General features: G+C 72.8%; 18 protein-coding genes and 1 tRNA gene. 7 read left to right on the plus strand and 12 right to left on the minus strand.

The genetic code is table 11. The features are described 5' to 3' along the window. Positions 1–233 (minus strand): transposase (locus B124_RS17595; RefSeq protein ID WP_496503811.1); only part of this gene is annotated, 233 nt, incomplete at its 3' end. Between the two features lie 344 nt (positions 234–577). Here B124_RS17595 and B124_RS17600 point away from each other — a divergent pair. Beyond that, positions 578–2,629, plus strand: a complete 2,052-nt coding sequence (locus tag B124_RS17600; RefSeq protein ID WP_496503812.1) for a serine/threonine-protein kinase — start codon at positions 578–580, stop codon at positions 2,627–2,629. A gap of 94 nt (positions 2,630–2,723) precedes the next feature. Here B124_RS17600 and B124_RS17605 read toward each other — a convergent pair whose 3' ends face one another. Continuing rightward, positions 2,724–3,218: a MarR family winged helix-turn-helix transcriptional regulator gene (locus B124_RS17605; RefSeq protein ID WP_496503813.1), complete on the minus strand. Its 495-nt coding sequence runs from the start codon at positions 3,216–3,218 to the stop codon at positions 2,724–2,726. Between the two features lie 71 nt (positions 3,219–3,289). Between B124_RS17605 and B124_RS17610 the strand changes: the two genes are divergently transcribed. The 3 genes from B124_RS17610 (at position 3,290) to B124_RS17620 (ending at position 5,218) form a co-directional block, all read left to right on the plus strand. Further along, complete coding sequence (locus B124_RS17610; protein WP_496503814.1) at positions 3,290–4,084, plus strand: trans-aconitate 2-methyltransferase; 795 nt, start codon at positions 3,290–3,292, stop codon at positions 4,082–4,084. Then, positions 4,081–4,440, plus strand: a complete 360-nt coding sequence (locus tag B124_RS17615; RefSeq protein ID WP_496503815.1) for a VOC family protein — start codon at positions 4,081–4,083, stop codon at positions 4,438–4,440. The genes B124_RS17610 and B124_RS17615 overlap by 4 nt, the downstream gene beginning before the upstream one ends. Before the next feature lie 145 nt (positions 4,441–4,585). Next, positions 4,586–5,218, plus strand: coding sequence for a Uma2 family endonuclease (locus B124_RS17620; protein ID WP_496503816.1), 633 nt, complete (start codon positions 4,586–4,588; stop codon positions 5,216–5,218). 33 nt (positions 5,219–5,251) lie between these two features. Here the strand turns inward: B124_RS17620 and B124_RS17625 are convergent, their stop codons facing one another. Next, positions 5,252–5,944, minus strand: coding sequence for a TetR family transcriptional regulator (locus tag B124_RS17625; RefSeq protein WP_496503910.1), 693 nt, complete (start codon positions 5,942–5,944; stop codon positions 5,252–5,254). Next, positions 5,944–6,987: an acyl-CoA desaturase gene (locus tag B124_RS17630; RefSeq protein WP_496503911.1), complete on the minus strand. Its 1,044-nt coding sequence runs from the start codon at positions 6,985–6,987 to the stop codon at positions 5,944–5,946. Before B124_RS17630 ends, B124_RS17625 begins: the two co-directional genes overlap by 1 nt. 350 nt (positions 6,988–7,337) lie before the next feature. Between B124_RS17630 and ppc the strand changes: the two genes are divergently transcribed. Further along, positions 7,338–10,130 (plus strand): phosphoenolpyruvate carboxylase, encoded by a 2,793-nt coding sequence (ppc, locus tag B124_RS17635; RefSeq protein ID WP_496503817.1) that lies wholly within the window; start codon positions 7,338–7,340, stop codon positions 10,128–10,130. A gap of 303 nt (positions 10,131–10,433) precedes the next feature. Here the strand turns inward: ppc and B124_RS17640 are convergent, their stop codons facing one another. The 6 genes from B124_RS17640 to B124_RS17665 all read right to left on the minus strand — a co-directional run bounded on the left by B124_RS17640 (position 10,434) and on the right by B124_RS17665 (position 15,648). Further along, positions 10,434–11,105, minus strand: a complete 672-nt coding sequence (locus B124_RS17640; protein WP_496503818.1) for a hypothetical protein — start codon at positions 11,103–11,105, stop codon at positions 10,434–10,436. Between the two features lie 164 nt (positions 11,106–11,269). Beyond that, on the minus strand, positions 11,270–11,860 hold the full coding sequence (gene pth / locus B124_RS17645; RefSeq protein ID WP_496503819.1) for an aminoacyl-tRNA hydrolase: 591 nt from the start codon (positions 11,858–11,860) through the stop codon (positions 11,270–11,272). Between the two features lie 208 nt (positions 11,861–12,068). After that, positions 12,069–12,683: a 50S ribosomal protein L25/general stress protein Ctc gene (locus tag B124_RS17650; protein WP_496503820.1), complete on the minus strand. Its 615-nt coding sequence runs from the start codon at positions 12,681–12,683 to the stop codon at positions 12,069–12,071. Between the two features lie 202 nt (positions 12,684–12,885). Beyond that, on the minus strand, positions 12,886–13,863 hold the full coding sequence (locus B124_RS17655) for a ribose-phosphate diphosphokinase (protein WP_496503821.1): 978 nt from the start codon (positions 13,861–13,863) through the stop codon (positions 12,886–12,888). Between the two features lie 97 nt (positions 13,864–13,960). After that, a complete protein-coding gene (glmU, locus tag B124_RS17660) occupies positions 13,961–15,460 on the minus strand; it encodes a bifunctional UDP-N-acetylglucosamine diphosphorylase/glucosamine-1-phosphate N-acetyltransferase GlmU (protein ID WP_496503822.1) in 1,500 nt (499 codons plus the stop codon). Between the two features lie 117 nt (positions 15,461–15,577). Further along, positions 15,578–15,648: transfer RNA gene (locus tag B124_RS17665), tRNA-Gln, on the minus strand. Between the two features lie 274 nt (positions 15,649–15,922). Between B124_RS17665 and B124_RS17670 the strand changes: the two genes are divergently transcribed. Beyond that, on the plus strand, positions 15,923–17,632 hold the full coding sequence (locus tag B124_RS17670) for a sensor histidine kinase (RefSeq protein WP_496503823.1): 1,710 nt from the start codon (positions 15,923–15,925) through the stop codon (positions 17,630–17,632). A 50-nt stretch (positions 17,633–17,682) separates the two neighbouring features. Here the strand turns inward: B124_RS17670 and B124_RS17675 are convergent, their stop codons facing one another. Both B124_RS17675 and B124_RS17680 read right to left on the minus strand, forming a co-directional pair. After that, the gene (locus B124_RS17675) at positions 17,683–18,225 is read right to left on the minus strand and encodes an SUKH-3 domain-containing protein (protein ID WP_496503824.1); all 543 of its coding nucleotides are present in this window, start codon (positions 18,223–18,225) and stop codon (positions 17,683–17,685) included. A 3-nt stretch (positions 18,226–18,228) separates the two neighbouring features. Beyond that, positions 18,229–18,744 carry a YwqJ-related putative deaminase gene (locus B124_RS17680; protein WP_496503912.1) on the minus strand — a complete coding sequence of 172 codons (516 nt, stop codon included), beginning with the start codon at positions 18,742–18,744 and terminating at the stop codon, positions 18,229–18,231. A 353-nt stretch (positions 18,745–19,097) separates the two neighbouring features. On the opposite strand from B124_RS17680, the gene B124_RS17685 reads away from it, so the two are divergent. Continuing rightward, a complete protein-coding gene (locus B124_RS17685) occupies positions 19,098–20,081 on the plus strand; it encodes an SMI1/KNR4 family protein (protein WP_496503825.1) in 984 nt (327 codons plus the stop codon).

The following is a 20,081-nucleotide window of genomic DNA, read 5'->3' on the forward strand; positions in this document are numbered from 1 at the left end:
AGACGCTCCCAGGTGCCGTCGGCCGACCAGCGCCGGTGCCGCTTGTACACCGTCTGCCACGGCCCGAAGCGATCCGGCAGGTCACGCCACTGAACTCCCGTCCGGACACGGAACAGGACGCCATCGATCACCTTGCGATGATCGCTCCAGCGGCCACCACGGTTCCCGCCACGAGGCAGGAGCGGCTCCAGCCGCTCCCACTCCGCGTTCGTCAAAGACCCTCGTCCAGCCACTCCCACAGCCTGGACCAGCCCACAAGGCCCTGTCAGCAGATCCGAGAAACAGAACCTAGGCCCCGGCTGGCACGTGGCGGGTGCGGAGCGGCCAGGACGGGGCTCAGGGCGAAGCGCAGGGGGGTTCCTCCGGGGGGAGCGGTCGGTCGGGATGCGCGTACCGTAGGCGCTCTCGCCGGGACCGGTCCCCTGTTCGCCCTCGGGTGCCCGTGCCGTCCTGGCCGAGGTGCAGTTGTGAAGACTCTGGGTACATCCTCCCGTACGGCCCGTAGCGCTCAGTACGCTTGACCGAGGCGCGCGCGGCTCCGGCCGTACAGGGACTGGACTCGACCGAGGGGAGATTCGTGCGTTCCGGGGACAGTTTCGCCGACCGCTACGTGCTCAAGGAGGTCCTCGGCACGGGGCGGGGCGGGGACGTGTGGCTGGCCGCCGACACGGTGCTGGGCCAGGACGTCGCGCTGAAGCCGGAGCGGGCGGGCGGGCCGGGCGGGACCGCGGTGCGGCAACTGCTGGGCGAACCGCGTGCCATGGCCAAGTTCCGTGACCACCCCCACGTCGTGACCCTGTTCGACGTCGTGCCCGCGGAGCCGGACGAGTCCGGGGCGCGGGCGTTCTGGTTCGTCATGGAGTACGTGCCGGGCGGCGGCCTCGACCGGAGGCCGCGGATCTCCCCCGAACAGGCGGCCCGTATCGGCGCGCAGCTCGCGGACGCGCTGTCGGCCTTGCACGAAGCGGGCATCGTCCACTGTGACGTCAAACCCGCCAACATCGGTCTCACCCGGCAGGGGGACGCGAAGTTACTGGACTTCGGGGCGGTCCACCGGACCGGTGGCACCGACACGATCACCGTCGAAGGGCCCGTCAGCTACACCCCGGACTACGCCGCCCCCGAGGTGGCCCGGGGCAGCCTCCCGCAGCCGGCCTCGGATGTGTTCTGCCTGGCCGGGACCCTCCACGCACTGGTCACCGGCGCGCCGCCGCGCGGGGGCACGACCCGTGCGGACCCCGCCTCCGCCGGGACGGTGGACGAGGCCGGCACGGAGGAGGCCGGAGAGCAGGGCGAGTGGCTGAGGCACTGGAAGGCGGAGCGGGGCGTCGTCGAGCTGGACCCCGCCGTGGGACCGCTGCGTCCCGTGCTCGCCGCCATGCTGCGACGCGACTTCCGGCAACGCCCCGACGCCGCTGAGGCCGGGCGGCTCCTGGCGGCGGTGGCCGCGCCCGGGCGGGGAACCTCCGGGGACGCGGCGACCCTTGAGGCCACCGCCCCTGAGGCCACGGCCCTTGAGCCCACGGCCCTTGAGCCCACGGCCCTTGAGCCCACGGCCGCGGGAGGCGGCGCCGCGGGAGGCACCGCCACCACCGGCACCGGTGCCCCGCGCCGACGGTGGCGGCTGCCGCTGGCCGCCGCTCTCGGCACCGCCGCGCTCCTGGCCCTGGCGTTCCTCGTCGTCCCCGACCGCGACGGCGCCGGGAGCACCCCGCGGCCCGGCAGCGGCGCGCCGCGGGGGGACGGCGCGAACGGCGCGTCGAACGCTCTGGTCGCTGATCCGCACACGGCCGACGTGTGCGCGATGGCCGACCCCGCCGCTTTCGGCCAGTTCGACGCGGAGGAGGTCCATGTGGACGTGGACTACGGGAACTTCGACCAGTGCGACGTCCTGCTGGACATCGACGAGGAAACCCGGATCGACGTGGAGCTCCGCCTGCGGCCGGGCACCCCGCCCGAGGGGGCCGAGCCCTCCCGCACCGTCGGGAGGATCGGCATACACCGGGAGCAGACGGAGAGCGACGAGTGCACGCTGCTGTTGTCGTCCGCCACCGCTGCCGAGGACATGCTGGTGGGGGTACGTGTCAATATGGGCCACGGCTCCGTCGTCGGCGGCACCGCAACGCTGTGCGCGGTCGCGGACAGCGCCGCCGAGAGCGCGGCCGAGGTCCTCGACCAGCGCCCGCTCCCGCGCCGCGAGCCGGCCTACCCGAGCACGTCCCTCGCCTGGGCGAACGCCTGCCGGCTGCTGGACGCCCGGACGCTGTCGGCCGTTACCGGCCTCAGGGACGACGTCCCGAGAACCGGCGTCGCGAACTGGAGCTGCAAGTGGTCGAGCGACGACGAGGGCGTGGACGCGAACATCGCCTTCTTCCGCGACGAGCCCAAGTCCGCGGAGGACGCCGTCGCCACCGTCCGGCTGAGCGGGTACCGCACCGTGGTGGAGCCGGACGACGACGGCGACACCTGCTCTGCCTTCGTCGAGTACCGCAGGTACAGCGGCCAGGGCGCCGAGACCTCCGCCGAGATGGTGCGGCTGGACGTCAGCGGTCGGCCGTCCACGGAGGAACTCTGCGAGATGGCCGAGGGCCTCGCGTCTGCCGCCGCGGCCGGGCTTCGCGCGCGCTGACGCCCGCGCCTCCGCGCCCTCGTCCGCGTTCCCGCCGGCCCGCGGGCCGGCGCTTCCCGTCCGGCCGGCCCCGGGACGCCCACCGGGCAGCGGATTACGGGACGTTGTCGAACGGTGCCGTCAGCTGCCGCAGCAGCCCCGCCAGCTCCCGGCGCCGTTCCGCGGGCAGCTCCGCCAGGATCGCCCGCTCCTGCGCCAGCAGCGCCGCCAGCGCCGCGTCTCCGCGTCTCAGGCCCTCCGGGGTGAGCCGTACGAGCACGCCGCGCCGGTCGCTGGGGTCCGGCAGCCGCTCGACGAGGTCCTTCTTCGCCAGCCGGTCGATGCGGTTGGTCATCGTCCCGGAGGTGACCAGGGTCTGGGTGAGGAGCTGGCCGGGGGAGAGCTGGTACGGCTCGCCGGCGCGGCGCAGCGCGGTCAGCACGTCGAACTCCCAGCCCTCCAGGGCGTGTTCTGCGAACGCCAGCCGCCGCGCCCGGTCCAGGTGGCGGGCCAGCCGGCTCACCCGGCTCAGCACCTCCAGCGGCTCCACGTCGAGGTCGGGGCGCTCCCGGCGCCACGCCGCGACCAGCCGGTCCACCTCGTCCCGCATGCGATCAGTGTAAACGGTCTGTCGACATGAAGTCTCTTGACATCGAGATACATCGGCGGAACGCTGAAAGCATGACCTCACCGTCCTGGGACCCGCAGCAGTACCTGCGCCACGAAGGGCCCCGCACCCGCCCCCTCGCCGACCTCCTCGCCCACGTCGGCGACCTGCCCCGCACCCCCGCGCGGATCGCCGACATCGGCTGCGGCACAGGCAACGGCACCGCCCTGCTGGCCGCCCGCTGGCCCACCGCCCGCATCACGGGGTACGACAACTCGCCGAGCATGCTCCGCGCCGCCGCCGCGCACGCCGGCCCCACGCCCGGCGGCGGGCGGATCGACTTCGCCCACGCCGACCTCGACGACTGGACGCCGGAGCCCGGCGCGTACGACCTGATCCTCGGCAACGCCGTGCTGCAGTGGGTGCCGGACCACTGGAAGCACTTCCCCCGCTGGCTCGCCGGTCTCGCCCCCGGCGGCACCTTCGCCTTCCAGGTCCCCGGCAACTTCGACGCCCCCAGCCACGCCCTGATGCGGCAGCTCGCCGGCGACCCGCGCTGGCGGGAGCGGCTGGCGGGCGTCCTGCCCGACCGGCCGGTGCTCCAGCCCGTCGCGTACCTGGAGCTGCTCTGCGACCTCGGCTGCGCCGCCGACGCCTGGGAGACCACGTACGCCCATCTCCTGCCCGGCACCGACCCCGTGCTGGACTGGGTGAAGGGCACCGGCCTGCGCCCCGTCCTCGACGCCCTCGGCGACGCCGACGCGTTCGTCACCGCCTACGCGGCCCTGCTGCGCACCGCCTACCCGCCGGGCCCGCACGGCACCCCGTTCCCGTTCCGCCGCATCTTCGCGCTGGGAGTAACCCCATGATCACCGGACTCGACCACGTCCAGCTCGCCGTCCCCGCCGGCAGCGAGGAGGTGCTGCGCGTCTTCTACGGCGACGTCCTCGGCATGACCGAGGTGCCCAAGCCCGCGGCGCTCGTCCCGCGCGGCGGCTGCTGGTTCACCTCCGGCGCCGTGACCCTCCACCTGGGCGTCGAGCAGGACTTCCGCCCCGCCCGCAAGGCGCACCCCGCGCTCGTCGTCACCGACCTCGACGCGCTGGCCCGCCGGCTGGCCGCCCGCGGGTACGACGTGACCTGGGCCGACGGCGAGATCCCGGGCGTACGGCGCTTCCACACCGCCGACCCGTTCGGCAACCGGCTGGAGTTCCAGGCGGCGTAAGGGCTCCGCCGGGCGGGGACCCGGTCATCCCATCGGGTGATGATCCGATGAGCCGCGGGCCGGCGGCGAAACCGCCGATAGCGTGACGTCGTCGCTTGTGCCACTGCGACGCCCACGCCCACACTGGAGAAGGAGGTGCTTCACGATGACCGCTCTCGCCCATGAGATCCCGCCCGCCGCTCCCGAGGAGGAGCCCGAGCCGGAGCCATCCCTCGACGAGGTCCTGTGGGACGCGTGGAAGGCCATGGAGCTTCCGGAGGGCTACCGGGCGGAGATCATCGAGGAGTCCATCGAGGTGTCACCCACAGGTCGCCGCCGTCACACGGTCGTCATCAACCGTCTGCGCCGTGCGCTGGAGGCGCACCTCGCCGACGGTGACTACGCCGCCTACCAGGATGGCAACGTCATCCACCGCCGGACGGTCCTCCTCCCCGACCTCTTCGTCGCCCCCGCCGACCTCGACGAGATCCCCGACGAGGACGACCTCGGCGTCGACGCCTCCGGTGTCGCCCTGGTCGTGGAGGTGACGTCCCCCGGCCGGCGGAACCTCGACCGGGACCGCGTGCGCAAGCGCCGCGCCTACGCCCAGGCCGGCGTTCCGGTCTACGTCATCGTCGACGACTTCGACGACGAGGGCACCGTGGCCGTGCTCAGCGCACCCAAGCCGGGCAAGGGCACCTACGCGGAGGAGCACCGGGTCCCGTACGGCACCGACGCCGTCGTCCCGGAAGGGCCGGCGAAGGGCCTCGTCATCGGCAAGGACATCACCCGGGTCTGAGCAGCCTTCCGCGCACCCCACCCGGCGCCCGCGCTACGCCCGCCGGTGGCCTATCAGCTTCGGCTTGGCCTCCAGGTCGCCCAGGCCGTGCCAGGCGAGGTTCACCAGATGCGCCGCGACCTCCGCCTTCTTCGGCTTGCGCACGTCCAGCCACCACTGCCCGGTCAGCGCCACCATCCCCACCAGCGCCTGCGCGTACAGCGGCGCCAGCTTCGGGTCGAAGCCGCGGGACTTGAACTCCATCCCCAGGATGTCCTCCACCTGGGTGGCGATGTCGCTGATCAGCGAGGCGAACGAGCCGTGCGACTGCGCCACGGGGGAGTCCCGGACCATGATGCGGAAGCCGTCGGTGTACTCGTCGATGTAGTCCAGCAGCGCGAACGCCGCCTGCTCCAGCAGCTCCCGCGGATGCCCCGCGGTCAGCGCGCTCGCCACCATGTCGAGGAGCTGCCGCATCTCCCGGTCGACAACGACCGCGTACAGCCCTTCCTTGCCCCCGAAGTGCTCATACACGACCGGTTTGGACACACCCGCCTTCGAGGCGATCTCCTCCACCGACGTCGCTTCGAAGCCGCGCGCCGCGAACAGCGTGCGACCCACGTCGACGAGCTGCTCGCGGCGCTCCTTGCCCGTCATCCGCCGCCGGGTGCGGCGCGGCGGCTTCCCCTCGCCGCCGTCGCCGCTGTTGCCCGTGCTGCTCTTACCGCCGGTAGCCACGGCTCCCATCATGCCGCGTCGGCGGCGGCCTCCTCACGGCGGGCCGCCGCGGCAGCCGCGCCCTTGCGCGCGCCCTTGGGGGCGTCGCCGTCCTTGTTGCGCTTCGCGTCGATACGGGACTGGGTCGGCCAGCGCACGTCGTAGGCCCAGCCGAGCTTCTCGAACCAGCGGATGACCCGGGCGCTGGAGTCGATCTGCCCCTTCATCACGCCGTGCCGGGCGCAGGTCGGGTCCGCGTGGTGCAGGTTGTGCCACGACTCGCCGCCGGACAGGACCGCCAGCCACCAGACGTTCCCCGAGCGGTCCCGGGACTTGAACGGGCGCTTGCCGACCGCGTGGCAGATCGAGTTGATCGACCACGTGACGTGGTGCAGCAGCGCGACACGTACCAGCGAGGCCCAGAAGAACGCGGACAGCGCGCCCTGCCACGACCAGGTGACCAGCCCGCCGACCAGCGGCGGGAACAGCAGCGAGACCGTCGTCCACAGCACGAACTGACGCGACACCCGGCGGATCGCCGAGTCCTTGATCAGGTCCGGCGCGTACTTGTCCTGCGGCGTCTGCTCCTCGTCGAACAGCCAGCCGACGTGCGCCCACCACAGGCCCTTCATCAGTGCCGGGATGGTCTCGCCGAACCGCCAGGGGGAGTGCGGGTCGCCCTCGGCGTCGGAGAACTTGTGGTGCCGGCGGTGGTCCGCGACCCAGCGGACGACCGGGCCCTCCACCGCCATCGACCCGGCGATCGCCAGCGCCACCCGAAGCGGCTTCTTCGCCTTGAACGAGCCGTGGGTGAAGTGCCGGTGGAACCCGATCGTCACCCCGTGCAGGCCGATGAAGTACATGGCCACCATCAGCCCGACGTCGAGCCAGCTCACCCCCCAGCCCCAGGCCAGCGGGATCGCCGCGGCCAGCGCGACGAACGGCACCACGATGAAGGCGAGCAGCGTGATCTGCTCGATCGATCTCTTGTGTTCGCCGCCGAGTGTCGCGGACTCGGCGGTGACCGTGGCCGAGCGGGGCTGCTCGTCGATCACTTCGGACGTGGACGGCATGGGCATCCCTCGGAGGCTGGGGAACATGGACTGGGGAACGTGGACTGGAGAATACGGGCCAGAGGCTACGGTCCCGTAACCTACGTTGGCGTAAGTATGGCATGCCTCAGTTCCGGGCTGAAAGAGGCACGGTCCCCCAGGCGTACCTGCGCGCCCGTGTGGAAGGAACACCTCTTGAGTGCCCGCGGACACCGGTTCCCATGCCGCAACTCCGCGGGCTTCGCCCACCCGGGCAGCGAGCAGGGCCGACTAGTCTGGGGGCGTCGGACAGCGCGGTCCGCACCCCTGCCCGCCGCGCGCCGCCGCGCACGGGCGGAAACACCAGCGCCGCACGCCAAGGAGCCGCACCAGTGACCAGTGCCGACATCCACGCGCACCGCCCCGCCGGAGCCGCAGGCCCCGACCCGGGCGCCGCGGCAGCCGGCAACGCCGACCTGCGCGCCGACATCCGGCGCCTCGGTGACCTGCTCGGCGAGACCCTCGTCCGCCAGGACGGGCCGGAACTGCTGGACCTCGTCGAGCGCGTACGGGCCCTGACCCGCACCGACGGCGAGGCCGCCGCCGAGCTGCTGCGCACCGTCGACCTGGAGACCGCCGCCCGCCTCGTGCGGGCGTTCTCCACCTACTTCCACCTCGCCAACGTCGCCGAGCAGGTCCACCGCGGCCGGGAGTTCCGCGCCCGCCGCGCCGCGGAGGGCGGCAGCCTCGCCCGTACCGCCGACATGCTCAAGGACGCCGACCCGGCCCACCTGCGCGAGACCATCGCCAGCCTCGGCGTACGGCCCGTCTTCACCGCCCACCCCACCGAGGCCGCCCGCCGCTCCGTGCTGACCAAGCTGCGCGACGTCGCCAGCCTGCTGGAAGCCGACGAGGGCAAGGCCGCCGCCGACCGCCGGCGCTGCGACCGCCGCCTCGCCGAGGCCATCGACCTCATCTGGCAGACCGACGAACTGCGCGTCGTCCGCCCCGAACCCGCCGACGAGGCCCGCAACGCCATCTACTACCTCGACGAGCTCAACCGCGGCGCCGTCGGCGACGTCCTCGAAGACCTCGCCGCGGAACTGGCGCGCGTCGGCGCCGGGCAGTCCACCGTCCTGCCGCCCGGCACCCGCCCGCTGACCTTCGGCACCTGGATCGGCGGCGACCGCGACGGCAACCCCAACGTCACCCCCCAGGTCACCTGGGACGTCCTCCTCCTCCAGCACGAGCACGGCATCAACGAGGCCATCGGCCACGTCGACGACCTGCGCTCCGCCCTGTCCAACTCCATCCGCAACGGCGGCGCCACCGAAGAACTCCTGCGGTCCGTCCAGGCCGACCTGGACGTGCTCCCCGAGATCAGCCCCCGCTACAAGCGGCTCAACGCCGAAGAGCCCTACCGGCTCAAGGCCACCTGCATCCGGCAGAAGCTCCTCAACACCCGCCGCCGCCTCGCCGAGGGCAGCGCCCACGTGCCCGGCCGCGACTACCTCGGCACCGCGCAGCTCATCGACGAACTCACCCTCGTGCAGACCTCGCTGCGCGCCCACCGCGGCTCCCTCGTCGCCGACGGCCGGCTGGAACGCACCATCCGCACCATCGCCGCCTTCGGCCTGCAGCTCGCCACCATGGACGTACGCGAGCACGCCGACGCCCACCACCACGCCCTCGGCCAGCTCTTCGACCGGCTCGGCGAGGAGTCCTGGCGCTACCTCGACATGCCCCGCGACTACCGCCGCGGCCTGCTCGCCAAGGAACTGCGCTCCCGCCGCCCGCTGGCGCCCACCCCCGCGCCGCTCGACGACGCCGGCGCCCGTACCCTCGCCGTCTTCGAGACCGTCAAGAAGGCCATCGACGCCTTCGGGCCCGAGGTCATCGAGTCGTACATCATCTCCATGTGCCAGGGCGCCGACGACGTGTTCGCCGCCGCCGTCCTCGCCCGCGAGGCCGGGCTCGTCGACCTGCACGCCGGCTGGGCGAAGATCGGCATCGTGCCGCTGCTGGAGACCACCGACGAGCTGAAGATCGCCGACGACCTGCTCGACGCCATGCTCTCCGACCCCTCCTACCGGCGCCTGGTCTCCCTGCGCGGCGACGTCCAGGAGGTCATGCTCGGCTACTCCGACTCCTCCAAGTTCGGCGGCATCACCACCTCCCAGTGGGAGATCCACCGCGCCCAGCGCCGGCTGCGCGACGTCGCCCACCGGCACGGCGTACGGCTGCGCCTCTTCCACGGCCGCGGCGGCACCGTCGGCCGCGGCGGCGGCCCCACCCACGACGCGATCCTCGCCCAGCCCTGGGGCACCCTCGAAGGCGAGATCAAGGTCACCGAGCAGGGCGAGGTCATCTCCGACAAGTACCTCGTGCCGTCCCTGGCCCGGGAGAACCTGGAGCTGACCGTCGCCGCCACCCTCCAGGCGTCCGCCCTGCACACCGCGCCCCGGCAGTCCGTCGAGGCGCTCACCCGCTGGGACGCCGCCATGGACGTCGTCTCCGACGCCGCCCACGCCGCGTACCGCCGCCTCGTCGAAGACCCCGACCTGCCGGCCTACTTCTTCGCCTCCACCCCCGTCGACCAGCTCGCCGAGCTGCACCTGGGCTCCCGGCCCTCCCGCCGCCCCGACACCGGCGCGGGCCTGGACGGGCTGCGCGCCATCCCCTGGGTGTTCGGCTGGACCCAGTCCCGGCAGATCGTGCCCGGCTGGTTCGGCGTCGGCTCCGGGCTGCGCGCCGCGCGGGAGGCCGGGCTCGACGCCGTCGTGGAGGAGGCGTACGAACACTGGCACTTCTTCCGCAACTTCCTCGCCAACGTCGAGATGACGCTCGCCAAGACCGACCTGCGGATCGCCCGGCACTACGTCGACACGCTCGTGCCCGACGAGCTGAAGCACATCTTCGCCGCCATCGAGGCCGAACACGAGCTGACCGTCAGCGAGGTGCTGCGCATCACCGGCGAGTCGGAGCTGCTGGAGGCCAACCCGGTGCTCCAGCAGACGTTCCGCATCCGCGACGCCTACCTCGACCCCATCTCGTACCTCCAGGTCACGCTCCTGGGCCGGCAGCGCGAAGCCGCAGAAAACGGCCAGGTCCCCGACCCGCTGCTGAGCCGGGCACTGCTGCTGACGGTCAACGGAGTGGCGGCGGGGCTGCGCAATACGGGGTGACCTCCGGTCCGGGCGGCGTCCTGACCTCCGGTCCGGGGCAGCGGGTGGTGTCGCCTGCCCGTCCGCGGGGCCGCCCGTCCGCGGGGCCGCGGTCGTGCTGCGCACGGCGCGGCGGGCGCGGACGGTGACTGCCGGCCCCGGCACCCGGTGCCGGGGCCGAATCCGTTGCCTGCTTCTCTGGCGCGTCTGGCGCCCCGTGTCCGGCGCCCCGTGTCCGGCGCCCTGCGTCCGGCGCCCGCAGACGGCGCACGGCCCTCACCCAGGGGTGAGGGCCGTGCGCCGTACTCGGTGACGCAGAGTTGATCAGTGCTGGCGGCCCAGGCCGCGGCGGCGCAGCACCAGGAAGCCGCCCGCGCCCAGGAGGACGGCCGCGGCGACCGAGATGCCCGTGACCGACGCGCCGGTCGCGGCCAGGCCGCCCTCGTCGTCGCCGCCACCCTGCGCGCCGGGCGCGTTGGACTCGGCGGGCTTCACGTCGTCGCCCGGCTCACCCGGCTCCTCGGCCGGCTCGGAGGAGTCGTCCGACGGGGTGTCGCTCGGGGTGTCCGACGGGTTCGGCGACTCGGAGCCGTCCTCGCACTCGGTCCAGAAGACCTTGTGCTTCGCGGCGCCGTTCTCGCCCTCCCAGTTCCAGAAGAGCTTGTAGTGGCCGTCAGGCAGGGTCATGTCCTCGGTACGGCCGTTGCCCTCGCCATCGAGAACGATCGTGCCTTCGTCCGCGACCGTCTTGTTGTCCCCGGTCGGCTTCCAGCCGATGATCTGCCAGGTCACCTGCTGGGCGCCGTCGAAGTCAAAGGCGTCGAGGTAGAACTCGCAGACCTTCGGCTCGTTCCGGGGATCCTCCTGGCCGGTGGCGGCGTCGTGGATCTTGACGGTTCCGTTGTCGCCGTTGGTCGCCAGCGCGGTCGGGGCGGCGAAGAGCAGGGATGCAGCAGCGGCGGCAGCCACGGCACTGACGGAAGCAATGGTGCGCATGGGATACCAACTTCGTAAGTGAAGGGTGTGCACAGGGAAGTCGGGGGGCGGTTCAGCTTCCGTCGGAGAGGACGTACGGGTCAAGGCGCATGCGCACCGCTCGTCCCGGTTTGGGCACTGGGTGCGGAAAACGCCCCGTCACAGTTTCGCAACAGGCCCCGTGATCAGCCGTTATAGCGGTTCTGCGCCTGCTCAAGACCCTCCGTGACCAGCGCCTCCACCGCGTCCGCCGCGCGGTCCACGAAGTAGTCGAGATCCTTGCGCTCGGCGGCGGAGAAGTCCTTCAGCACGTAGTCCGCCACCTCCATCCGCCCCGGCGGCCGGCCCACGCCGAACCGCACCCGCAGATACTCCCGGCCCAGCGAATTCGACAGCGACTTCAGCCCGTTGTGCCCGTTGTCGCCGCCGCCGAGCTTCAGCCGCAGCGTGCCGTACTCCAGGTCGATCTCGTCGTGGACGACGACCAGCCGGTCCAGCGGAACCTTGTAGAAGCCGGCGAGCGCCGAGACCGGGCCGCCGGACAGGTTCATGTACGACATCGGCTTCGCCAGCACGATCCGCCGGCTCGACGGCCCCGGCGCACCCAGCCGCACCTCCGCGACCTGCGCCCGCGACTTGTGCGTCTTGAACCGGCCGCCGGCGCGCTCCGCCAGCAGATCGGCGACCATGAACCCCGCGTTGTGCCGGTTGCCCGCGTACCCCGGGCCCGGATTGCCCAGGCCCACGACGAGCCACGGCTGCGCTGCGTCCGACATCTGCTGACTCTCCCGGGGTGCGTGTGCGGGCTCGTACGGAGACGGAGGGCGGGCCCGTACGGCGACGGGCACGCGGGCGTACGGGACGCCCAGGGCGTACAGGACGTGCGGCGCGTACGGGGGCGGGGCGGGCGGCGAAGCTCCCGGGCAGGAGCCGGCGGCGCGGCCGGGACGCACCCGGCCGGCCACCCGCCCCGGCCCGCCGGACTCACTCCTCCGAAGCGCCGGCCTCGGCCGCGGCCTCGCCCTCGGCGGCCTCGCCCTCCGCCGCCGGCTCCTCCGCCTGCGGCGCGACCACGTGCAGCACCGGGTCCTCGCCGTCGACCGCAAGGGTCACCCCGGCCGGCAGCTTCACGTCCTTCGCCGCCACCGTCGCACCCGCGTCCAGCCCCTCGACGCTGACCGTCACGGCCTCCGGGATGTTGGTCGCCTCGGCCTCCACCGGCAGCGCGTGCAGCGTGTGCTCCAGCAGGTTGCCGCCCGGCGCCAGGTCGCCCTCGACCTGGATCGGCACCTCGACGGTGACCTTCTCACCGCGCTTGACGACCAGCAGGTCCACGTGCTTGAGCACCCCGGTCCGCAGCGCGTCGCGCTGCACGTCCTTCGGGATGACCAGCTCGGCCTTGCCGTCGACCTCCAGGCTGATCAGCACGTTCGAGGTCTTCAGAGCCATCAGCAGGTCGTAGCTCGGCAGGGCCACGTGCCGCGGGTCGGAGCCGTGGCCGTAGATGACACCCGGAACCTTGTTCTCGCGGCGCAGCCGGCGGGCCGCGCCCTTGCCGGTCTCGGTCCGGGGCTCCGCGGCGATCTTGTACTCGGCCATGACTGCACTCCTCGCAGTAGGTGAAGCTGACGGGACGGTCACCCGGCCGCAATCGGCCTGCTACGAAGAGCGCGTCGATAACGGAGCGCCGGACCGGAACCGTACGGGACCGTACGAACCGGCAGCGGCCTCCCTCGCCGAGCAACTCCGCGAGTCTACCCGGCGGCGGGAGGCCGCCCCAAGTCGATCTTCTCCGGGAAAGCTACGCCAGCTCCTCGAAGAGGCTGGTCACCGACCCGTCCTCGAACACCTCGCGCACCGCCCGCGCGATCACCGGCGCCATCGACAGCACCGTGATCTTGTCCAGGTCCAGCTCGCTCGGCGTCGGCAGCGTGTTCGTGAAGATGAACTCGCTGACCCGCGACTGCTTCAGCCGGTCACCCGCCGGACCCGACAGCACGCCGTGCGTCGCCGCCACGATCACGTCCTCCGCGCCGTTCGCGAACAGCGCGTCCGCCGCCGCGCAGATCGTGCCGCCGGTGTCCACCATGTCGTCCACCAGCACGCACACCCGGCCCTCCACGTGCCCCACGACCTCGTGGACCGTCACCTGGTGCGCCACATCCGGATCCCGGCGCTTGTGCACGATCGCCAGCGGCGCCCCCAGCCGGTCACCCCACCGGTCCGCCACCCGCACCCGCCCCGCGTCCGGCGAGACCACCGTCAGCTTCGAGCGGTCCGTCTTCGACGCCACGTAGTCCGCCAGCACCGGCAGCGCGAACAGGTGGTCCACCGGGCCGTCGAAGAAACCCTGGATCTGGTCCGTGTGCAGATCCACCGTCAGGATCCGGTCCGCGCCCGCGGTCTTCAGCAGGTCCGCGATCAGCCGCGCCGAGATCGGCTCGCGGCCCCGGTGCTTCTTGTCCTGGCGGGCGTAGCCGTAGAACGGCACGATCGCGGTGATGCTCCGCGCGGAGGCACGCTTCAGCGCGTCCACCATGATCATCTGTTCCATGATCCACTGGTTGATGGGCGTCGTGTGACTCTGCATCACAAAACAGTCGGCACCACGCGCCGACTCCTGGAAACGGACGTAGATCTCACCGTTGGCGAAGTCGAACGCCTTCGTCGGCACGAGGCCCACACCCAACTGGTGCGCGACCTCCTCGGCAAGCTCGGGGTAGCCACGGCCGGTGAAAAGCATCAGCTTCTTCTGGCCGGTCGTCTTGATCCCGGTCACAGCACGTTCTCCTCGGTATCAGGGCAGGCGGCCGGGCGGGCGGCCGGTCGGATGTCCTCCTCACCGTACGCCCCGCACAGCCCCGCTTCCCACGCCCTCACCCCTGGTGACCGGCCCCCTCGTCCTCCTCCGCACCCCCGCGGCGCGCCTCCTCGGCCGCCCGCGCCGCCGCACTCCCCGGCCGCTTACGGGCCACCCAGCCCTCGATGTTGCGCTGCTGGCCCCGCGCCACGGCCAGCGAACCCGGCGGCACATCCCTCGTGATCACCGACCCCGCGGCGGTGTACGCGCCGTCCCCGATTGTGACCGGCGCAACAAGCATGTTGTCCGCACCCGTACGGCAATGACTCCCGATCGTCGTGTGGTGCTTCTCCACCCCGTCGTAGTTGACGAACACGCTTGCCGCACCGATGTTCGTGTGCTCCCCGATCGTCGCGTCCCCCACGTACGACAGATGCGGCACCTTCGTCCCCGCACCGACGTCCGCGTTCTTCATCTCCACGTACGCCCCCGCCTTCGCCCCCGCACCGAGCCGCGTCCCCGGCCGCAGATACGTGTACGGGCCCACCTTCGCCTCCGGCCCGATCTCCACCCCGTCCGCAACCGTGTGGAGCACCCGCGCCCCCGCGCCCACCACCGTGTCCGTCAACGTGCACCCCGGCCCCACCTCGGCACCCGCCCCCAGACGCGTCTCCCCCAGGAGCTGCGTCTGCGGCTGCACCACGGCATCCGGCTCGTACGACACCCCCACGTCGAACCACGTCGACGCCGGATCCACCACCGTCACCCCGGCCAGCATCGCGTCCCGCAGCAGCCGGTCGTTCAGCAGCCGCCGCGCCTCCGCCAACTGCACCCGGTTGTTGATGCCGAGGATCTCCCGGTGATCGGCGGCAAGCGACGCACCCACCCGGTGCCCCGCCGCCCGCAGAATCCCCAGCACGTCCGTCAGATACTCCTCGCCCTGACTGTTGTCCCGCCGCACCTGCGTCAACGCCGACGCCAGCAGCTTCGCGTCGAACGCGAAGACCCCCGAGTTGATCTCCCGGATCTCCCGCTGCGCCGCGGAGGCGTCCTTGTGCTCCACGATCCCCGTCACGGCTCGGGCGCCCTGGGTCCCGTCCTCCGTGCCGCCCTCCCGCACGATCCGCCCGTACCCGGTCGCGTCCGGCACCTCGGCGGTCAGCACGGTCACGGCGTTCCCGTCGGCGGCATGCACCCCGGCGAGCCGGCCCAGGGTCTCCCCGGCCAGCAACGGCGTATCCCCGCACACCACCACCACGGTCCCGTCCAGCTCCACCCCGCTCCCGGCCAGCTCCTCCAACGCGATCCGCACGGCATGCCCGGTGCCGTTCTGCTCGTGCTGCACGACGGCGCGGGCCTGCGGGGCGACCTCGCCGAGATGCGCGGTGACGGCCTCCCGGCCGTGCCCGACGACCACGACGAGGTGTTCGGGGTCCAGCTCTCCAGCGGCGGCGACGACGTGCCCGACGAGCGAGCGACCACAGATGCGGTGCAGGACCTTGGGGGTCGCGGACTTCATACGGGTGCCTTCGCCCGCGGCGAGTACGACGACGGCTGCGGGGCGGTTCGCGGTCACGTGTGGTGTCCTTACGCAGGCGGAATCGGGGGTACCGGCAGGATACCGAGGGGGTATGCGGGGGTAACGAAAACGGGCCCCGGCGGTGCCGGGGCCCAGGGTGAGTCATGGTCGAGGCTCCCGGGGAAGGAGTCGAACCCTCATTCAATGGACCAAAACCATTTGTCCTGCCATTAGACGACCCGGGATAGTTCACCACCTATGCCCGATTCGGTGATCGGGGTGAGGTGCGGCCACTACTATGCCGCACCACCACCCCTCCACGCGACGGTTGAGGTCAGCGCCTCGTCAGGGAGGCGGGCCGTGGAGGGCTGACCTGGCCGGGCTTCGAGGCCGGGGTGCGCATGTGCGGTCGATTCACCAGTTCGGGGCTTACCTGGCGGTTTCGGGTGCGTTCGAACGCGTTGCATGCTGTTGAACCCGAAGCCTGACTCCGCGGGATCGGCCCTTACGCTGGTTGGTATGACCACGTCGGGGGAAGCCGTGAGTGAGGTCTCCGGGGGGCGGAGGCCCGTGTGGTGGTGGGCGCGGCCCCGGTCGATGGTGCTCGATGTGGTGCTGGCGGTGCTGTCGGCCGCGGAGTGTGCGGCGCAGGGGGTGCCGTTTTCGCGGGATGCCGGGCTGCCCGTGGGGTTCGGGGTCGTGCTGGGGGTCGTCGCGGGGAGCGCGCTCGTGCTCCGGCGGCGGTGGCCGATCGTGCCGGTGCTGGTGGCCATGGCCGTCACGCCCGCGGAGATGGGCTTCCTGCTGAACATCGTCGGCCTCTACACGCTGGCCGCCTCCGACATCCCGCGGCGCATCACCGCGGCCCTCGCCGGGATGTCGGTCATCGCCGTGATCATCGTCACGTTCGTGCGGATGTACCAGACCTTCGAGGAGCACGACCGGGACTCCCCGTTCGTGCTGGCCGCGCTCGTCGCGCTGCTGATGTCGGTCGGCGTGACGCTGCCGCCGCTGCTGCTCGGGCTGTACGCGGGGGCGCGGCGCCGGCTCGTGGAGAGCCTGCGGGAGCGGGCCGACGGGCTGGAGCGGGAGTTGTCGCTGCTCGCGGAGCGGGCGGAGGAGCGTGCGGTGTGGGCGCGGCGTGAGGAGCGGACGCGGATCGCGCGGGACATGCACGACGTGGTGGCGCACCGGGTGAGTCTGATGGTGGTGCACGCGGCGGCGTTGGAGCGGGTGGCGCTGAAGGATCCGGAGAAGGCGGCGCGGAACGCGGCGCTGGTCGGGGACATGGGGCGGCAGGCGCTGACGGAGCTGCGGGAGATGCTGGGCGTGCTGCGGATGCCGGCGGGGTCGGTGGCGGCGCCGCCGGGGGGTTCGGCGCCGGGGGGTTCGGCGTCGGCTCCGGCCTCTGAGGGTTCGGCTTCGGAGGGTTCGGCTTCGGAGGGGGTTCCGGGGAGCGTTCCGGGCGGTGGCGGGGCCGCGGGCGGGGCTGTTGCGGGTGCGGTGGCGTCGGCTGGTGCGGGTGCCGGGGTGGCGGCGGCCGGGGGCGTCGGGACTGCCGCTTCGGGTGCCGGTGCCGGTGCCGGTGCTGCTGCCGGCGGCGGTGGTGGTGTGGGGGTTGCCGAGGCCGGGGCGGGTGCGGAGGGCGGGTCCTCCGGGCCCGTAGCCGCGGGTGCCGGCCCGCCGGCGCCCGGTGGCGGGTCGGGGCGCGTGGCGGAGGCAGGGGGCGCTTCGTACGGCGGGCCCGCCGGGGGCGGCGCCGCGCCCGGTGCCGGGCGCGGCCCGCAGGGCGCGTACCGCGGGGGAGCGGGTGACGACGAGGCCGGCGGCGGGCCGGGGCCGTGCCTGGACGACCTGGAGTCGCTGATCGGCGAGTCCCGGGCCGCCGGGATGGCCGTGGACTTCGCGGTGGAGGGCGACCCCGGCCCGTACGCCGCCGAGGTGGAGCAGACGGTCTACCGGGTCGTGCAGGAGGCGCTGACCAACGTCCACAAGCACGCGCCCGGCGCCAAGACCCGGGTGCTGCTCGTGCACCGGGTCGCCGAGGTGGCGGTGCTCGTGGTCAACGGCCCGTCCGACGCGGCGTCGCAGAGCGCCGGGCTGCCCAGCGGCGGCAACGGCCTGGTGGGCATGCGTGAGCGCGTGACGGGCCTGGGCGGCGGCTTCGTCTCGGGCGTGACGGAGGCGGGCGGCTTCCGCGTCTCGGCTGTGCTTCCCGGCGTGAAGTAGCCCCGGGGCGCCGGCCGGCGGACCGGCCGTCCGTCCCCGTACCGCCGTTGTCAGTCCCGCCCCTGTCCCGTCTCCGGTGCCAGGCGCTGCGGTTCGAGTCCCGTCACCAGCGTCACCAGTGCCTCGTCCACGCTTGTGCCGAGGAACCAGTCCCCGGTGTGGTCGAGCGCGTACGCCCTGCCGTCCGCGTCCACCGCGAGCACCGCCTGCGCGGTGCTGCCGTCCGGGGCGAGTTCCGCGCCCAGCGGGCACAGCTCGGTCTGGAGCGCGCGGCCGAGGTCCGCGAGGGTGCGGGTGAGGTGGAGGCCGTGCATCGGGTCCACGTGCAGGTCCGCCGGGCCCAACTGCCGTCCGGGGCCTTCGCCGACGACGCGCAGCCCGCCGAACTCCGCCCATGCCTCGACCGCCGCCGGGAACACGGCGTGCACGTGCCCGCCCGGCGCGACGTGCGCCCGGAGCGTGTCGGCCCAGGTCTCCGCCTGTCTTATGTCCCACCGGCCCGGCTCCCAGCCGGCCACGCGCAGCGCGCTGTCGACCTCGACCGGGAAACGCGTGTGCGCCGCTGCCAGGTCGCGCGGGTCCGTGGAGACCACGGCTCAGCCCTCGGCGTGCGCGTCGCCCACGGTGCGCACGCCGAAGTGGGTCAGGAGGGCGGCGCAGGAGCGGCACGGCGGCGCGTACCGTCCGTGCAGCGGGTCGCCGTCCTCGCGGATGTGCCGGGCGGTGATCTTCGCCTGCTTCAGCGCCCGCCGGGCTTCTCCCGCCGACAGGGGCTTGCGCGCGGCCCGTTTGCTGCGGCCGGCCTCGACGGCTGCCAGGTGCCGCGAGAGCAGCACGGCTTCGGGGCAGCGCCCGGTGAAGCGTTCGCGGCGACCGCTGGTGAGCGTGTCGAGGAAGTCCTGGACCAGTGGGTGGAGCAGGGGTCCCCGGTCGGCGCGGCCCGCCGTGCAGGTGAGGGTCTGGCCGCGGACCGAGAGGGCGGCGCCGACGGCCGGCAGGACGCCGTCACGCCGGCTGGCGAGGCGCGGTGCGCCGTCGCGGGGCGCCGTGTCGCGCCAGTCTGTGCGGGGGTCGGCCGGTGGGCCGGACCCCGTCTCGATGTCCGTTTCCATGTATCCGTACGGAGTGTCCGTCTCGCCGGACAAGCGTCCCATACCGCCGTATGGATCGCCGTCCGCGAGCGGATCTGCGGTGTCTGAGCGTGCGTGCATAGCGGTAAGAGCCTCCCCCGTGAAACTCCGCTGTCTCGCTTTGTTTAGCTTGCCACATACGTACGACAGGCCACCCGCGCTGCCTTCCGTGCCGGCGTGTGCACCCCTCGAGGCCGCGCCGGTGCTGGGCAAGTCCGTCATTGCGGAGCAGATCACGCCGCCTGCCGGGGCGCTGTCTGACCAGGGCACGACCGCCGGCCGCGGCAACCCATAGGCTGTGTTTTGACGGAGACCAATGGCAGGGGGCACACGCGATGACGTCAGGTCGGCGAGGAACGACCGTCGCACCGCCGAACGCGGCATACGCCGGGCAGGTCGTGAACTTCCCGGACCCGGTCCGGGCTGCCAGACACCCCCGGGGCGTCCGCGTGGACGCCGACGGCTACCCGGACTTCTCTCCGTACGCGCGCGCGGCGGCGGAGATCGCGGAGCCGCCGGAGGGCTTCGGCATCGACGAGCTGCGGCTGACGGACTACGTATCGGCGAACGCGGCGCTGCACGCGCAGGGCCACGAGCTGTGGTCGACGCTGCCGCTCGTGGCGACGCCGCACGGCTGGACGTGGCACCACGTGGCGGGCACCCGCCGCATGGAGCTGGTGCCGGCCGACGTGAAGGCGCTGCTGCGGCACCACGGCGGGCTGGCGACGGCGGCCGTGGACCAGGACAAGCGCGGTACGCGCCCGCTGCAGGAGACGCGGCCGGTGCACTTCACCCTGCCGCGTGACGGCGTGGCGGTCACCGAGGAGCAGGTGCTCGGCGTGGAGGAGGACCTGGGGTACGGGCTGCCGGGCGCGTACCGCGACTTCCTCAAGGCGGCGGGCGGCTGCGCGCCGGTCGGGGCGGCGCTGGATCCGGAGCTGGGGCTGCTGGTCGACCAGCCGTTCTTCACGGTGCGCGAAGAGGCGGCGGTCAACGATCTGGTCTACGTCAACAAGTGCCTGCGTGACCATCTGACGAAGGACTATCTGGGTGTCGCGTTCCTGCAGGGCGGGGTGCTGGCGCTGAAGACGAAGGGCCGCAGGCGCGGCAGCGTGTGGTTCTGCCCGTACGACGACGCCCGCGATCAGGGCGATGCGGGCTGGACGGTCGAGGAGCGGGTGGAGCGGCTGCTGCTGTTCTGCGGGGAGGACTTCGACGCCTTCCTGGACCGGCTGGTCGGCGGCCCGCCGGAGTTGGAGACCGTGGCGAATCTGATGGTGGACGGCGGCTTCGCGCGCGCCGTGCCGGTGGAGGGGTGA

The sequence above is a fragment of the Streptomyces sp. CNP082 genome (assembly GCF_059570535.1).

What these genes read in the sequence shown, in the direction of transcription:
- B124_RS17620 (WP_496503816.1), top strand. Translation starts at nt 4,586, where the DNA reads ATGACCGCTCTCGCCCATGAGATCCCGCCCGCCGCTCCCGAGGAGGAG.
- B124_RS17630 (WP_496503911.1), bottom strand. Translation starts at nt 6,987, where the DNA reads ATGCCGTCCACGTCCGAAGTGATCGACGAGCAGCCCCGCTCGGCCACG.
- B124_RS17680 (WP_496503912.1), bottom strand. Translation starts at nt 18,744, where the DNA reads ATGGAAACGGACATCGAGACGGGGTCCGGCCCACCGGCCGACCCCCGC.
- B124_RS17685 (WP_496503825.1), top strand. Translation starts at nt 19,098, where the DNA reads ATGACGTCAGGTCGGCGAGGAACGACCGTCGCACCGCCGAACGCGGCA.
- B124_RS17670 (WP_496503823.1), top strand. Translation starts at nt 15,923, where the DNA reads ATGACCACGTCGGGGGAAGCCGTGAGTGAGGTCTCCGGGGGGCGGAGG.
- B124_RS17610 (WP_496503814.1), top strand. Translation starts at nt 3,290, where the DNA reads ATGACCTCACCGTCCTGGGACCCGCAGCAGTACCTGCGCCACGAAGGG.
- B124_RS17605 (WP_496503813.1), bottom strand. Translation starts at nt 3,218, where the DNA reads ATGCGGGACGAGGTGGACCGGCTGGTCGCGGCGTGGCGCCGGGAGCGC.
- B124_RS17640 (WP_496503818.1), bottom strand. Translation starts at nt 11,105, where the DNA reads ATGCGCACCATTGCTTCCGTCAGTGCCGTGGCTGCCGCCGCTGCTGCA.
- pth (WP_496503819.1), bottom strand. Translation starts at nt 11,860, where the DNA reads ATGTCGGACGCAGCGCAGCCGTGGCTCGTCGTGGGCCTGGGCAATCCG.
- B124_RS17615 (WP_496503815.1), top strand. Translation starts at nt 4,081, where the DNA reads ATGATCACCGGACTCGACCACGTCCAGCTCGCCGTCCCCGCCGGCAGC.
- B124_RS17625 (WP_496503910.1), bottom strand. Translation starts at nt 5,944, where the DNA reads ATGGGAGCCGTGGCTACCGGCGGTAAGAGCAGCACGGGCAACAGCGGC.
- B124_RS17650 (WP_496503820.1), bottom strand. Translation starts at nt 12,683, where the DNA reads ATGGCCGAGTACAAGATCGCCGCGGAGCCCCGGACCGAGACCGGCAAG.